General features: G+C 66.7%; 10 protein-coding genes. 8 read left to right on the top strand and 2 right to left on the bottom strand.

Annotated elements, in window-relative coordinates:
- Positions 1 to 179 precede the first annotated feature (179 nt).
- The 4 genes from AC5Y3P_RS16630 (at position 180) to AC5Y3P_RS16615 (ending at position 6,306) form a co-directional block, all read left to right on the top strand.
- Entirely contained in the window at positions 180 to 1,400 is a 1,221-nt protein-coding gene (locus AC5Y3P_RS16630; RefSeq protein WP_500047053.1) for an esterase family protein, read from the top strand.
- A 91-nt stretch (positions 1,401 to 1,491) separates the two neighbouring features.
- Entirely contained in the window at positions 1,492 to 3,096 is a 1,605-nt protein-coding gene (locus tag AC5Y3P_RS16625; protein WP_500047019.1) for an adenylate/guanylate cyclase domain-containing protein, read from the top strand.
- 21 nt (positions 3,097 to 3,117) lie between these two features.
- A complete protein-coding gene (locus AC5Y3P_RS16620) occupies positions 3,118 to 3,675 on the top strand; it encodes a YceI family protein (RefSeq protein ID WP_500047018.1) in 558 nt (185 codons plus the stop codon).
- Positions 3,676 to 3,870: 195 nt separating this feature from the next.
- The gene (locus AC5Y3P_RS16615) at positions 3,871 to 6,306 is read left to right on the top strand and encodes a glycogen/starch/alpha-glucan phosphorylase (protein WP_500047052.1); all 2,436 of its coding nucleotides are present in this window, start codon (positions 3,871 to 3,873) and stop codon (positions 6,304 to 6,306) included.
- 18 nt (positions 6,307 to 6,324) lie between these two features.
- Here the strand turns inward: AC5Y3P_RS16615 and AC5Y3P_RS16610 are convergent, their stop codons facing one another.
- Both AC5Y3P_RS16610 and AC5Y3P_RS16605 read right to left on the bottom strand, forming a co-directional pair.
- Complete coding sequence (locus tag AC5Y3P_RS16610) at positions 6,325 to 6,927, bottom strand: hypothetical protein (protein WP_500047017.1); 603 nt, start codon at positions 6,925 to 6,927, stop codon at positions 6,325 to 6,327.
- Positions 6,928 to 7,035: 108 nt separating this feature from the next.
- Complete coding sequence (locus tag AC5Y3P_RS16605; RefSeq protein WP_500047016.1) at positions 7,036 to 8,457, bottom strand: DUF2252 domain-containing protein; 1,422 nt, start codon at positions 8,455 to 8,457, stop codon at positions 7,036 to 7,038.
- Between the two features lie 412 nt (positions 8,458 to 8,869).
- On the opposite strand from AC5Y3P_RS16605, the gene AC5Y3P_RS16600 reads away from it, so the two are divergent.
- From AC5Y3P_RS16600 to AC5Y3P_RS16585, 4 genes are all read left to right on the top strand, one after another.
- Entirely contained in the window at positions 8,870 to 9,733 is an 864-nt protein-coding gene (locus AC5Y3P_RS16600) for a type IV toxin-antitoxin system AbiEi family antitoxin (protein WP_500047015.1), read from the top strand.
- A gap of 56 nt (positions 9,734 to 9,789) precedes the next feature.
- Positions 9,790 to 11,205 (top strand): NCS2 family permease, encoded by a 1,416-nt coding sequence (locus AC5Y3P_RS16595; protein ID WP_500047014.1) that lies wholly within the window; start codon positions 9,790 to 9,792, stop codon positions 11,203 to 11,205.
- Positions 11,206 to 11,262: 57 nt separating this feature from the next.
- Positions 11,263 to 13,170: an ABC transporter ATP-binding protein/permease gene (locus AC5Y3P_RS16590; protein ID WP_500047013.1), complete on the top strand. Its 1,908-nt coding sequence runs from the start codon at positions 11,263 to 11,265 to the stop codon at positions 13,168 to 13,170.
- Positions 13,171 to 13,453: 283 nt separating this feature from the next.
- Entirely contained in the window at positions 13,454 to 15,037 is a 1,584-nt protein-coding gene (locus AC5Y3P_RS16585) for a serine/threonine-protein kinase (RefSeq protein WP_500047051.1), read from the top strand.
- Positions 15,038 to 15,078 lie beyond the last annotated feature (41 nt).

The following is a 15,078-nucleotide window of genomic DNA, read 5'->3' as shown; positions in this document are numbered from 1 at the left end:
GGCTGCGAGCGTTGCTAGCTTGCCGAGGGCACTCGAAGCGGAAGGGCATGGGACTGGTGGCAGCAGTGGCACGACCACGAGCAGCACAACGGCGCGCGGGGCAACCGTGCGCACGGCGGTCGCATTCGACACCGGTGCGGCTGAGCAGATCAGCGATCACCGGCGTCCTGCTGACGTTCATGTTGACGCTCGGCTTCCTGGGCGGTCCCGCCGGAACTGCATCGGCGTTCTCCAGCGAGGGCCTGCCGGTCGAACACCTCGAGGTTCCCTCGGCCGCGATGGGGCGCAACATCAAGGTCGAATTCCTCGGTGGCGGACCACATTCGGTCTACCTGCTCGACGGTCTGCGCGCCCAGGAAGACTTCAACGGCTGGGACATCAACACCGAGGCCTTCGACTGGTTCAACGGCTCGGGTATCTCCGTGGTGATGCCGGTCGGCGGGCAGTCCAGCTTCTACACCGACTGGTATCGGCCGGCGACCGGCACAGCCGGCACTACCACCTACAAGTGGGAGACCTTCCTCACCCAGGAGTTACCGGCCTGGCTGGCCGCCAACCGGGGCCAGGACCCGAAGGGCAATGCGGTAGTCGGCCTTTCGATGGCCGGTGGCGCGGCGTTGACGCTGGCGATCTGGCATCCGCAGCAGTTCATCTTCGCCAGCTCGCTGTCGGGTTTCCTCAATCCGTCCCAGGGGCTGTGGCCCACCCTGATCGGCTTGGCGATGAAGGACGCCGGCGGTTACAACTCCACCGACATGTGGGGTCCGGCCGGGGACATCGCGTGGCGGCGCAACGACCCGATGGTCAACATCAACCGTTTGATCGCCAACAACACCGCGCTGTGGATCTACTGCGGCAATGGCATTCCGTCCGACCTCGACGGCGGCAGCGACTTCGGTACCAACTTCAGCGCTCAGTACCTGGAGAACATCACCGCCGCCACCAACAAGGAGTTCCAGCAGCGCTACCAGGCCGCCGGTGGCCGCAACGCGGTGTTCAACTTCCCGGCCAACGGAACCCACAGCTGGGGTTACTGGGGCTCCCAGCTCCAGGCCATGAAGCCTGACCTGGTGCGCATCCTGACCGAACCGCTGCCCGAACCGGCTCCGCCGCCGCTGTCGACAACGCCCACACTGCCCGGGCAAACCGTGGCGCCGGCCCTGCCCGGTCCGGCCCGAGCTGTCACCCCGGCACCGCAGGCGGTGGCACCCGTCCCGCAAGCCACCGTCCCGCAGGGCACCGTCCCGCGGGCAACTGTCCCGCAGGCCACCGCGCCGCAAGCCGTCCCGCAGCAGCCTGCGACGCCCACGGCCCCGGTCGTCGTCGCACCCAGCACCATCCCGGTGGCCGGCTACCCCGCGATGCCGCGCTCGACGCTGTCGGCCACCGCGATCCGCTGACCAGCCCTAACGGGGCCGATGCTGTGCAGACGCACAGTTCGAGTAGCTCACTACGCTAGGGGTTCACGCCGGCGCAGGCCACGCTGAATCCATGTCGTCGACACCCCTGGAGACGATCCGCCACCGACACATCCCGCACGGTCTTCCGCGCCGGCGCACCCCGTCGCGACCGCAGCAGCACTCCCCCGCGGTCAGCGCGCCCGAGCCTCAGGATCACCTGCGTCGCTTGACCTTTCGCCGATGGATCGCGGCCGCGGTGGTGGTCAGTGCGACCGGCGCCGGAATCATCTTCGCATTCCTGGCCTTTGCCGCACCGATCGTGTTGACCCCGGAGGAAAACCGTCGATTGCTGCTGCGCAGCGGATTTGCCCTGGCGGCTTTCGCCGTGGTGGCCGCGCCCATACTGGTCCGCATCCGACGGCAACGCTTCGAAACCAGCACCGCCTGGTTGCGCGACGCCCGCCCACCCACACCGGTGGAACGCCGGCGCACCCTGCGCGCACCCGCAGAGGCCGCACTGGTCTCGGTGATCGCCTGGGGTGCCTGCGCGGTGGCGTTCGCGGTGCTGGGCGCCATGGAATCCCCGGAGGCCTCGGCCTACATCTTCACCACCGTGCTGCTCGGCGGCATGAGCACCTGCGCGGTGTGGTACCTACTGGTCGAACGGGTGATGCGGCCGATCTCCGCGCGGGCACTCAACGGCACTGCACCGCAACGCGGTTCGGGTCTGACCATCCAGCGCCGATTCACGCTGGTGTGGGCGTTGGCCACCGGGGTGCCGCTGCTGGGGGTGCTGACACTGGCCGTCGGCCATCTGGCTCACCTGGGATTTGCCACCGAACGGTCGTTTGCGGCCGTTTTGATCCTGGTGGCGGTGGCGCTGCTGGTCGGCGTGTTCGCGATCCTGATCGCGGTGCGCTCGGTCAGCGAACGCATCGACGCCTTGCGCGGCGCGCTGGCCCGCGTCCAAGACGGCGACTTGAATGCGCGCGTCGTCGTCGACGACGTCAGCGAATTGGGTCGTCTGCAAGCGGGTTTCAACGCGATGGCAGCCGGCTTGGCCGAGCGGGAACGGATCCGGGCAGCATTCGGCACCTACGTCGACCACGACGTCGCCGCGCACATCCTCGATGCCGAGTCGCCGCCGTGCGGTCAGGAAGTCGACGTCACCGTGATGTTCGTCGACGTCCGCGGGTTCACCACGTTCGCCGAGCCGCTGCCGCCCACCGCCGTGGTGGCCACCTTGAACCGGCTGTTCGAACGGATCGTGCCGCTGGTGCATCAGCACGGCGGACACGTCGACAAGTACGCCGGTGACGGTCTGCTGGCGGTGTTCGGGGCGCCGCGTCGGCACTGCGATCACGCCGATCGCGCGCTGGCCGCCGCGCTGCAGATCGCCGAGTCCGTGCACGACGAGTTCGGCGCGGCGCTGTCGGTGGGCGTCGGCTTGAACTCCGGGCAGGTGGTGGCCGGCGCGGTCGGCGGGGCCGGGCGGCTGGAGTTCTCGGTGATCGGCGACGCCGTCAACGTCGCGGCCCGAGTGGAATCGGCGACCCGGCAGACCGGCGACCTGATCCTGCTGACCCAGCACACCCTGGCCCGGCTCACCAGGCCGACCGCCGGCTTCATCGAACGCCCCGGCCTGGCGTTGAAGGGCAAGACCACCCCGGTGCAGGTGTTTGCCCCGGCGACGTGAACGGCCTGCATAATCGCGGGCATGACTGACGCCTGGACCCTGGACGCCGCTGACGGATCGTTGACCTTGCACACCGGCGTGACCGGCCGCGCCGCGCGGATGGGTCACCGCCTGACCATCGCGATGAAGTCCTGGCAGATCAGCGTGGACTACAACGGGGACCAGCCCAGCGCCGGACGGCTGGTGGTCGAGGTCGACTCGCTCGACATCACCGCCGGTGAGGGCGGCGTGACGCCGATGACCGGCGCGGAAAAGGCGCTGGCCCGCAGCAACGCGCTCAAGCAACTCGACGCCAAGCGCCACCCCACCGTGGAGTTCGTCGCCGAGCAGATCAGCGCCGTCGACGGCGGCTACCGGCTGGCCGGGCCGCTGACCATCCGCGGCGTCAGCCATCCGCATGAGGTCGAGGTGAAGATCGACCGAGACGGCACCCAGGTGGCGTTGAGCTGCGAGAGCGTGGTGTCGCACAAGGACTTCGGAGTCAAGCAGTATTCGATGATGATGGGTGCAATGAAGGTCGCCGACGAGGTGAAGGTGACGTTCGCCGCTCGGCACGCGCTGAACCCCAGCAAGTCGTAGAGTTCGTTCACGAGCGCGAACCCCGCCGCTGCCCTGGCCGTAACACGCGGGTGCCACGCTCAGGCGCGGCGACAGGAGATCTCAGTGACCGATACCGTGCACCCCGACAGCGCCACCGTGAGCGCCAACGGCAACGGCAATGCCGGCAACGGCAGCGCGGTGCCGACCGGGCCGACCGGTCAGAGCCGCACCGGTATGACCGCCGAAGCGCTGAAGGCTGCGGTCTCCGATCACCTGATGTATTCGATCGCGCGGCCGCCCTCAGCGCTGACTCCCGACCACTACTACCGCGCGTTGTCGCTGGCGGTGCGGGATCGGATGCAGCGCCGCTGGATGGCCACCACGCAGGATTGGCTGGATCTGTCCAACAAGGTCACCTGCTATCTGTCCGCCGAGTTCTTGATGGGCCCGCAGCTGGGCAACAACCTGCTCAACCTCGGCATCGAGGAGCAGGCTCGGCAGGCGTTGGCCGAGCTGGGCCAAGACCTCGACGTGATCCTGGCCTGCGAGGTCGAACCCGGCTTGGGCAACGGCGGTTTGGGTCGGCTGGCGGCCTGCTACCTGGATTCGTTGGCCACCCTGGAGCGGCCCTCGATCGGGTACGGCATCCGCTACGAGTTCGGCATCTTTCAGCAGGAGATCATCGAAGGCTGGCAGGTCGAGAAGACCGACAACTGGCTCGGTCACGGAAATCCCTGGGAGATCGAGAAACCCGACGCCAGCTATATCGTCAACTGGGGCGGGCACACCGAAGAGTACGGCGACATGGCCGGCAAGTTCCGGGTGCGCTGGGTTCCGCACCGGGTGCTCAAGGGCATCTCGTTCGACACCCCGATCCAGGGCTACGGCGTCACCAACTGCAACACGTTGACCCTGTGGAGTGCCCGCGCGGTCGATTCGTTCGCGTTGGAAGCCTTCAACACCGGCGACTACTACAAGGCCGTCGATGAGGAGGTGGTCTCCGAGACGGTGTCAAAGGTGTTGTATCCCAATGACGAACCCGAGGCCGGTAAACGGCTGCGACTGCTGCAGCAGTATTTCTTCGTGACGTGTTCACTGCAGGATGTGCTGAGCATCCACACCGAACGGGCCGGGCTGCCGCTGACCGCGCTACCGGACAAGTGGGCCATCCAGCTCAACGACACCCACCCGTCGATCGCGGTCGCCGAGCTCATGCGCCTGCTCATCGACGAGCACCAACTCAGCTGGGATGACGCCTGGGACATCACGGTGCGTACGTTCGCCTACACCAACCACACCCTGCTGCCCGAAGCCCTGGAAACCTGGCCGCTACGCATCTTCGGCGAAGGACTGCCGCGGCACCTGGAGTTGATCTATGAGATCAACGAACGGTTCCTCGAGCAGGTCCGCGCGCGCTTTCCCGGCGACGACGAGCGTGTCCGCCGGATGTCGCTGATCGGTGAGGACGACGGAAAATGCGTCCGGATGGCGCATTTGGCCACGGTCGGAAGCCACGCCGTCAACGGTGTCGCCGAGCTGCACTCGGAGCTGCTGAAATCGAGTGTGCTGCGCGACTTCTACGAGCTGTGGCCGGAGCGGTTCGGCAATGTCACCAACGGTGTGACCCCGCGGCGGTTCCTGGCGCTGTCCAATCCGGGGTTGCGCACGTTGCTGGACCAGACCATCGGCGACGGTTGGCTGACCGATCTGGGCCAGCTACGCGGGCTGGAGGCCTACGCCGACGACCCGGGGTTTCGCGAGCAGTGGCGAGATATCAAGCGTGCCAACAAGTCCCGACTTTCGGAGTATGTGCACTCGATCACCGGCATCGAACTGGATCCGACCTGGATGTTCGACGTCCAGGTGAAACGGATTCACGAATACAAACGCCAGCACCTCAGCGCGCTGCACATCGTGACGCAGTACCTGCGGCTCCTGCGAAATCCGAGCTACAACCCGCCGCCGCGGGTCTACATCTTCGGTGGCAAGGCTGCGCCGGGCTACTTCATGGCCAAACGAATCATCAAGCTGATCACCGCGATCGGTGCCACCGTGAACAACGACCCGGTAGCCAACCGGTTCATGAAGGTGGTGTTCCTGCCGAACTTCAACGTGAAGAACGCGCACCTGGTGTATCCGGCCGCCAACCTGTCCGAGCAGATCTCGACCGCCGGCAAGGAAGCGTCCGGCACCGGCAACATGAAGTTCATGATCAACGGAGCGCTGACCGTCGGCACGCTCGATGGCGCCAACGTCGAGATCCGTCAGGAAGCCGGGCCGGAGAACTTCTTCCTGTTCGGGCTCACCGAGGATCAGGTCGAAGCCGTCAAACGCGACGGCTACCGACCAATGAGCTACATCGAGAACGACCCCGAACTGGCAGCGGTGCTGGAACTGGTTGCCAGCGGCCACTTCACCCACGGTGACACCGAGGTGCTGCGCCCAATCGTGGACAACCTGATCCACCACGACCCGTTCCTGGTGATCGCCGACTACCGCTCCTACATCGACTGCCAGGACCGCATCAGCGAGGTGTGGACCGACGGCGACAAGTGGTCATACATGTCGATCCTGAACACCGCACGCAGCGGCAAGTTCTCGTCGGACCGCGCGATCGCCGAGTACTGCGATCAGATCTGGCAGGTCGGGCCGATGACGGCGACGTTCTAGACGCCACCGCGCAATCGGTTAGCGGCGGCTGTCCTTCTTGGCTTGCCGCCGCGCACCGGCCGCCGCGGACGAGGCCGCCCGCTTCTTGCGTACCGGCGACTTCTGCGGCGGCGCTACCTTCTTGGCGCTCACCTTCTTGGCCGGAGCCTTCTTCGCAGGGGTCTTCCTGGCCGTCGTCTTCTTGGCCGTGGTCTTCTTGGCCGGAGCCTTCTTGGCTGCCGTCTTCTTGGCTGCAGCCTTCTTGGCCGTGGTCTTCTTGGCGGCAGTCTTCTTCGCAGGAGCCTGTTTCGCAGCCGTTACCTCGCTGCGCTCCAACGCAATCCGCTCTTCCTTTAGTTCACGGGCGGCGTCCTTGGCGGCCGCGCTGAGCTGCCGGCTCACCCGCGACAACGCGTCTTCGAAGGCCTCGGCGCGAGCTGCGTTGCGCTCGTTACCGGGTCGGGCCTTGCCTCGCGCGCCCTTGGCCGCAACTCGTTTGGCGGCCTGCCGTCGGTACACACCAACATGCTTGTTGCGGGCGGTGCGGACCCGCCCATGCAGGGCCAGCAATGCATCTTCATCAAGTCCGCTCAAGGCCGCAGGAGCCGTTGCCCGGATCAACTCGTGGTCTGACTCGTTCAACGAGCTCAGCAGCTTCGGTGTAATCACACGACAGTCATATCGTGTTTTGCAGCATCTTTGGGGTCTTCGGCAAACTTCGGGTAGCGAACTCCCCAACGCCCGGCGCCGTCAGGCGCCGCGTTCGACCGGCACCCGACCCCGCTCGACGGCTTCGACCAGCACCGCGTGATCGGCCTCGGTTTGGTCGGCGTACAACCGCGCGAACACGCACATCGCATCATCGACACGCCCCGACCGGCCCAGATATCCCGCGATCATCGAGGCGCCACTGGTGCGGGCGTGCCCCTTGGCCAGCAACTGCCCCACCACCCCGGCGTAGTCGGCCAGCGCGGCTGGGTCGATGGCATCCAGTGGGACGGTGCCCTTCATGTTTCGGAACTGCCGCACGTAGTACTGCCGGCCTTCGATCGTGGTCCAGCCCAACAGCGGATCGCTGACGGTCTGCAACGCCTGCTGATACTCCACCACCCGCTGACCCTGATGTGCGTGCCAAGCGGATTCACCGTGCACGTAACGGGCCAACACCGAGCGGCGCGCCTGCTTGAGTTGCAAGAACACCACGTCCTCGGGCGAAGAGCCTTCCAGCAGAGCCACATACGCGCGCAGCCCGACGCTGCCCACACCGACCACCTTGTGCGCGACGTCGACCAGGGTGTAGCCGCCGAGCACCCGGCGCCAGTGCGTGGTCAGCGTCTCCAGATAGTCATCGAGGGCAAGGGCCAGCGCTTCGGCTTCGCGATCCGCGAGCCGGGTGATCAGCGGTGGTTCCTCGACGATGCGCCGCACACCGTCGATCTCCTGGGTGAACCGTGGCAGCGCACGGTCACTCGTGCGATAGCGGGCCCGTCGGGCCGAGCGCAGTACTTCGTTGCGCAGCGGTCCGGCGGTCTGCCCGGCCAACCGGTCCACGTCCAGGCGGGTGAACGACCGGGAGAACAGCGGCTGATCGGCCAGCCGACGCAACTCCATCCGGTAGGCGCCGACGCAGGAGCGCACCGCGTCGGCCAGTTGCTCCTCGGTGGCCCCGTTCTGCCGGCCCGCGACCCAGATCGAGGCCACCAGGCGACGCAGATCCCACTCCCAGGCCCCCGGGTGGGCTTCGTCGAAGTCGTTCAGGTCGATCACCAGATCGCGTTCGGGCGACGCGTAGAAGCCGAAGTTGCCCAGGTGTGAGTCCCCGCAAACCACCGGCGTGATACCGGTCGCCGGTAGCCGGGCGACGTCGTCGGCCATCACCACCGCGGTACCACGCAGAAAACCGTACGGGGAGGCAATCATTCGCCCCACCCGCACCGGGATCAGCCGATCGATCCGGCCGCGATGACTGGCCTCGATCAGCGACACCGGATCCGGCCGGTCCGGCCGTGGTGACCAGTCGGCCAGCGAGCGCCGCGGCACCTTGTGTCGCAGGCTACGGCCCAGCTCGTAGCGTTCGGCGCGGGTGGCCGGCCGACGCAGCAGCGAGTGGTACGGGCTGCTGTCGGCCTCGGCCAACACGGTGTGCCGCCGCGGCTTCGAACGATCCAGCATGAGCCAATCCTGACATGCACTCCCGATCCAGCGTGTCCGTCGGGTCGGTTTGCCATGAACAGAGACATGATTGCTCGGGCCGGGCCTGCGGGTCGTTGGCGAAGAGCCCCGGAGTTCTTTCCAGGAAGCTACGCGCGTGACCGACGCCGCGGTTGCGTCTGGCCCTCCCACCTACACCAGCGCAGCCCTCACGTCGGTCCCGGCGCCGCCACCAACCTGACGGCTGCGCTGATGTCGGACCCGGCCGGATTCACAACCCTGGTGACGGGCTGGGTGCTAGCAACAAATTCGCCTGCCTGGACCCCACCGCCAGCACCCCGCCATCCCCAGTTGCCCCGTCATCCACAGCTGGCGGCACCGGACCGAACCCTGGACCCCGTTGCTGTCACACCCGTCGAACAGGCTGGGCCACATGGATATCGACGATCTGCAGCGACGGCCCTTCCTCGGTTCAGAAGCGCTCGCCGCGGGCCTACTCACCCGCGGGCAACTGCGGTGGAATTTCGATTCGCTGTTTCCCGATGTGTATCTGGCGAAGGACGTGAAGCAAGGCATCTACCTCAGAACCAGGGCGGCGTGGCTCTGGACCAAGCGGCAGGGCATCATCGCCGGACGGGCCGCAGCGGCCCAGTACGGTGTGCCCAGAATCGAGGACGCGCCGCCGATCGAACTGCTCGGTGTCTGGCGTCGACCGCAACCGGGCGTGGTGATCCGCGACTGCAAGATCGAGGACGACGAGATCTGGACACTCGGCGACATGCGGGTGACCTCGCCGGCCCGCACGGCACTCGACCTGGCGCGCCATCTACCGCGCGAGACCGCCATCGGCTATCTGGACGCCCTCGTGGATGCCACCCGGGTTCCCCGTGCCGATCTGGAGGCCATCTGTGACCGCTACCGCGGTACCGTCGGCATCGGGTCGGCCCGAGACCTGGTGTCCATTGCGTCAGCGGGTGCACGCAGTGCAGAGGAAAGCAGGCTGCGGTTGCTGCTGGTCGATCACGGCCTGCCCCGGCCCACGCTCAACATCCTGGTGTCGGACGGGCTGGGCTTCGTGCGGATTCCGTTCGGCTGGCCCAGCACCCAAGTCGGCGTGGCGACCTATCAGGCCACCCCTGCCCACGGGTACGGGGTCGTCCAGACGTTGAACAGCAGCACCACCTTGCAACTCGAAGACTGGGCAGTGGTTCGCTATGCACCTGAAATCGGTGACCTCAACTTCGTCGTAAATGTGAAAAGCCTGATTCGACGTCGTCGCGAGCGCCGACACAGATGACGCGTGGTCCGCCTGTCCGCTGCCTCCGCACCGGGCGCGGCTTTAGGGTCTACCTCGTGAGCAGAGTGGACCGGTTCTTCGAGATCTCGCAGCGCGGCTCCACGGTGAGCGCCGAGGTGCGCGGCGGGGTCGTGACGTTCATCGCGATGGCCTACATCATCGTGTTGAACCCGATCATCCTGTCCGGCAGCGCCGACGTCGACGGCAGCCAGCTGGGCTTCACCCAGGTCTCGGCGGTCACCTCGCTGGCCGCCGGCGCGATGACCATCCTGTTCGGCGTAGTGGCCCGGCTGCCGTTCGCGTTCGCCGCGGGCCTGGGCATCAACTCGTTTCTGGCCAGCTCGGTGGTCGGTTCGCTGAGCTGGCCCGAGGCCATGGGCCTGGTGGTGATCAACGGGCTGATCATCGTCGCGCTGGCGGTCACCGGTTTGCGCCGACTGATCTTCGATGCGGTGCCGATGCCGTTGAAGCTGGCCATCACGGCCGGCATCGGGTTGTTCATTCTGTTCATCGGCCTGATCGACGCCGGCTTCGTCGGCTCCACCCGAATCCCCTCCCCGCCAGTGGGACTCGGCCCCACCGGTTCCGGTTCGATCGTCACGGTCCCGACCTTGGTGTTCGTGTTGACCCTGTTGGCCACCGGGGTGCTGTTGGCGCGCAAGCTGCGCGGCGCGATCCTGATCGGACTGGCCGGCGGCACCGTCGTCGCCGTCGTGATCGAAGCGATCTGGCACCTGGGTGCCGCCAGCGCGGAAAACCCGGGCGGCTGGGGGCTTTCGGTGCCCACCCTGTCCGGTTCACCGTTCGCGCTGCCGGACCTGTCGCTGGTCGGCGACGTCAGCCTGAACAGCTTCGGCCGGGTCGGCATCCTGGCCGCCGTGATGCTGGTCTTCACCCTGGTGTTCACCAACTTCTTCGACGCGATGGGCACCTTCACCGGCCTGTCGAGGCAAGCCGGCCTGGCCGACGAGCACGGCAACTTCCCGCGGTTGCAGCAGGCCCTGGTGGTCGAGGGCACCGGCGCGGTGGTCGGCGGTGCCATGTCGGCGTCGTCGAACACCGTCTTCGTCGAATCCGGCGCCGGCATCGGGGAAGGCGCGCGCACCGGACTGGCCAGCGTCGTCACCGGCATGCTGTTCCTGGCGGCGATGTTCGTCACCCCGCTGGCGGCCGTCGTGCCCTCGGAGGTGGCCGCGGCCGCGCTGGTGGTGGTCGGCGTGATGATGGCCGCGCAATTGCGCGAGATCGACCTGGCCGACTTCTCGGTGGCGCTGCCGGTGGTGCTCACGGTCGCGGTGATGCCGCTGAGCTACTCGATCGCCAACGGCATCGGGGTCGGCTTCATCTCCTGGGCGCTGACCCAGTCGGCGGTCGGCAAAGCCCGCGAGGTCAGCCCGTTGCTGTGGGTGGTGGCGTTCGGCTTCTTGCTGTTCTTCGCCCGAGACTGGATCAACACCCTGATCGGCGGCTGAGTACCCGATCGGCTCCCGACGCCGCCCAGCCGCCCGGGTTTGCGATAGCTTTCCGCGGTGGACGAAGTCAAGCCGTTCTCGCCGACCATCGACTGGAGTCACGAGTGGCTGCACTCGCTGGGCTGGATAGCGCGGACCTGGAGTATCGCCGCGCTGATCACCGTCAGTGTGCTGGCGCTGATCGTGGTGTTCACCACCTGGGGCCGGCAGTTCTGGGTGGTCACCGGCGCCTACTTCAGTGGGAGCGCCAGCATCAAGGTGTGGCTGTGGTTGGGCGCGATCCTGGCCTCGGTGATCACCAACGTGCGGTTGTCGGTGTTGTTCAGCTACCAGGGCAACGACCTGAACACCGCGATCCAACGCTTCTTCCAAGCCTCCACCGAGGAGGTCAGAGACTCTGCGGTGCGCGGCTTTTGGCTGTCCCTGGTGACGTTCTCGGTACTGGCCGCGTTGCTGGTGACCCGGGTGGTCCTGGACTTGTTCGTCACCCAACGGTTCATGCTGCGCTGGCGGGTCTGGCTGACCGACCGGCTGACCGGTGACTGGCTGGACGGCCGGGCCTACTACCGCGCCCGGTTCATCGACGCCGGCATCGACAACCCCGATCAGCGCATCCAGGCCGACATAGACGTGTTCACCGCGATCTCCGGGCCGCAGCCCAACACCCCGCACCAAACCAGCAACGGCACCCTGCTGTTCGGGGCGATCTCGGCGATCACCTCGGTGTTCTCGTTCACCGCGATCCTGTGGAACCTGTCCGGGCCGATGACGCTGCTGGGTTACACGCTGCCGCGGGCGATGTTCTGGATCATGTTGGCCTACGTCGCGTTCGCGACCGTGATCGCGTTCTGGTTGGGCCGGCCGCTGATCCGGTTGACCTTCGACAACGAGAAGTTCAACGCGGTGTTCCGCTACGCCCTGGTCCGGTTGCGCGACGCCGCCGAATCGGTCGCGTTCTACCGCGGCGAGCGCGCCGAACGGCAGGGTCTGCGTGAACGGTTCGCCCCCGTGGTGGGCAACTACAAGCGGTTCATCAACCGGACCATGATCTTCACCGGCTGGAACTATTCGATGAACCACATCATCATTCCGCTGCCGTGGCTGCTGCAGGCGCCGCGGATGTTCGCCGGGCAGATCACCCTCGGCGACGTCTACCAGTCGGTGTCGGCGTTCGGCGCGGTCCAGGATGCGTTGTCGTTCTTCCGGAATTCCTACGACGTGTTCGCCGGCTACCGGGCCTCCATCATCCGGTTGTACGGTCTGGTGACCGCCGATGCGCAAAGCCGGGAGCTGCCGGCGGTGACGGTCGCGCCGGCGGTTCCCGACGCCGTCGTCACCCTCGACGGGGTCGAGGTGCGCAGCCCAAGCGGTGAACAGTTGATCAGCGATCTGAATCTGGCGTTGGACAGCGGAGATTCGATGATCATCACCGGCAAGTCGGGTACCGGTAAGACCACGCTGCTGCGCAGCCTGGCACAGCTGTGGCCGTACGCGTCAGGCACCATGCACTGCCCGCTCGGCGACAACGAGACCATGTTCTTGTCCCAGCTGCCCTATGTGCCGCTCGGCGATCTGCGCACCGTGGTGTGCTATCCCCATGCGCCGGGCCAACTTTCCGACGAGGCGCTGAAGGACGCGCTGTTGGCGGTCGCTCTGCCGCGCTATGTGGACCGACTCTCCGAGGTGCACGACTGGGCCAAGGTGCTCTCCCCCGGCGAGCAGCAGCGGGTCGCGTTCGCGCGGGTGCTGCTCACCAAACCGAAGGCGGTATTCCTGGACGAGGCCACCTCGGCGCTGGACGAACCGCTGGAGTTCATGATCTACGGCCTGGTGCGCCGTGAGCTGCCCGACACGGTGTTCGTCTCGGTCACCCACCGTTCCACGGTCAACCAGCATCACCGTCAGCACCTCGAGTTGCTCGGCGCCGGGCAGTGGCGGTTCGGTCCGGTCGCCGCCCCCGCGTGACTTCGGCGCGTTAGGTGCGCCCACCGCCCCTGCGGGCACCGAATTCGTGGCGAAAGGCCGCGTCGGGCAAGGTAGGCTGCCAACGGACGAGCAAATACCTGGGGGAGCCGTTGTTGAGGGCGCAACGCAGTTCACTGACATACAGACCTGCGTCGCTCGCACCTTCAGCAATCTCCTCCACCGTCGCGGGGCGAGTAGGAAAACCAAGGTGACCGGGTCAGCAGGACGTGCCGGAGAGCAGTTCGGCAAATACCGGCTGATTACCCTGCTCGGCCGCGGCGGGATGGGCGAGGTGTATCAGGCCCACGACACCGAGAAGGACCGCACGATCGCGCTGAAGATCCTGCGCGCCGAGTACGCCCAGAACGAGCAGTTCCGCAGCCGATTCCTGCGGGAGTCGCACGCCGCGGCCAGCCTGCAGGAACCGCACGTCATCCCGATCCATGACTGGGGCGAGATCGACGGCAACCTCTACATCGACATGCGGTTGGTGCACGGGCAAACGCTGCACGACCTGATCACGGCCGCACCCCTGGCGCCCGAACGCGCGGTCGCGATCATCACGCAGGTGGCCGCTGCGCTGGACGCTGCGCACGCGCAGGGTTTGATCCATCGCGACGTCAAACCGCAGAACGTGATCGTCACCTCGGCCGACTTCGGCTACCTGGTGGACTTCGGCATCGCCCAAACCGTCGGGGACACCCGATTGACCATGGCGGGCACCCAGATCGGCTCGTTGGCCTACATGGCACCGGAACGGTTCAGCGACGAACCCAGTAGCCCGGCGACCGATGTGTATGCGCTGGCCTGTGTGCTCTACGAGGCGCTCACCGGCTCGACGCCGTACGGCAACGGCAGCCAGCAGTCCCAGATCGCCGCGCATCTGAACTCTCCGCCACCCCGGGTGACGCAGGCCAATCCGCAGTTGCCGGCCGCGCTGGACGCCGTGATCGCCCGCGGGATGGCCAAGGAGCCCGACGACCGTTACGGCAGCGCCGGCGCGTTGGCGCGGGCCGCGACCCGCGCCCTGCACGGCTCCACCGGACCCACCGCGGTGCCGCCGATGGTTCCCGCGCAGCCCGAAACCCTGCTTGCCTCACACTCCTATCCCAGCGCCCCGCACTACCCGAGCGCCCCGCACTACCCGAGCGGCCCGCAACCCGCGCCGATCCCGCAGTATGTCCACCCCAACCCGCAGCCTGCACAGTACGCCGCACCGGTGTCCGGCCCGGTCACCGGAACGACTGCGGCAGTGCAGAATTCGCGTAACTGGTTGATCCCGATCACGGTGCTGGCGCTGGCGGTGCTACTGGGTGCGGTCGGCGTGGTGATCGGGCTGCTGGTGTCGAACGACTCAACCGACAACGCCGATGCGACGTCCGATCCCACCGTGCGCACCTACGTGAACGGTTCGACCGTCACCCGCACGGTATCGCCGGATCCGACCAGCGCTCGAACCACCACCACGACACCGACTGATGCCGCCCTCAGCAGCACCGATCAGCTGCGCGAAATCGCAGCCGGAGACCGGTCTTTCGTCACCAGCCAGCTGGCTGATCTGTGGGTGCCACAGCTGAGCTCCAAGCGTCCCGGGGTGGTCGACGACGGTATCGTCTGGGACGACACCACCACGTTGCAGGAGCACTTGGCGTTGCGTGAGCGCTACGGCGCACGGCTGCTGTGGTCGGGTGACTGGTCGACATTCGACGCCGGGAACTTCTGGGTGACGATCGCGCCGATCACGTTCACCGGCCCCGAAGGCGCATTGGCCTGGTGCACCGCCAACGGTTTCGACGCCGACCACTGCTACGCCAAGATCGTCAGCACCACCCACCCGATCGCCGGCAGCAGCAAGTTCAACAAGTGACCGAACGTAGGGAATGGCAACGTAACGAATGGCAACGTAGG

Source organism: Mycobacterium sp. NGS45, from assembly GCF_059812645.1.
Note: the sequence above shows the minus strand (reverse complement) of the source record. Positions and strands in the feature narration are given on the sequence as shown.

Excerpts from the sequence above, each read along its gene's own strand:
- AC5Y3P_RS16600 (WP_500047015.1), top strand. The coding sequence starts at position 8,870 with ATGGATATCGACGATCTGCAGCGACGGCCCTTCCTCGGTTCAGAAGCG.
- AC5Y3P_RS16585 (WP_500047051.1), top strand. The coding sequence starts at position 13,454 with ATGGGCGAGGTGTATCAGGCCCACGACACCGAGAAGGACCGCACGATC.
- AC5Y3P_RS16625 (WP_500047019.1), top strand. The coding sequence starts at position 1,492 with ATGTCGTCGACACCCCTGGAGACGATCCGCCACCGACACATCCCGCAC.
- AC5Y3P_RS16605 (WP_500047016.1), bottom strand. The coding sequence starts at position 8,457 with ATGCTGGATCGTTCGAAGCCGCGGCGGCACACCGTGTTGGCCGAGGCC.
- AC5Y3P_RS16630 (WP_500047053.1), top strand. The coding sequence starts at position 180 with ATGTTGACGCTCGGCTTCCTGGGCGGTCCCGCCGGAACTGCATCGGCG.
- AC5Y3P_RS16615 (WP_500047052.1), top strand. The coding sequence starts at position 3,871 with ATGACCGCCGAAGCGCTGAAGGCTGCGGTCTCCGATCACCTGATGTAT.
- AC5Y3P_RS16620 (WP_500047018.1), top strand. The coding sequence starts at position 3,118 with ATGACTGACGCCTGGACCCTGGACGCCGCTGACGGATCGTTGACCTTG.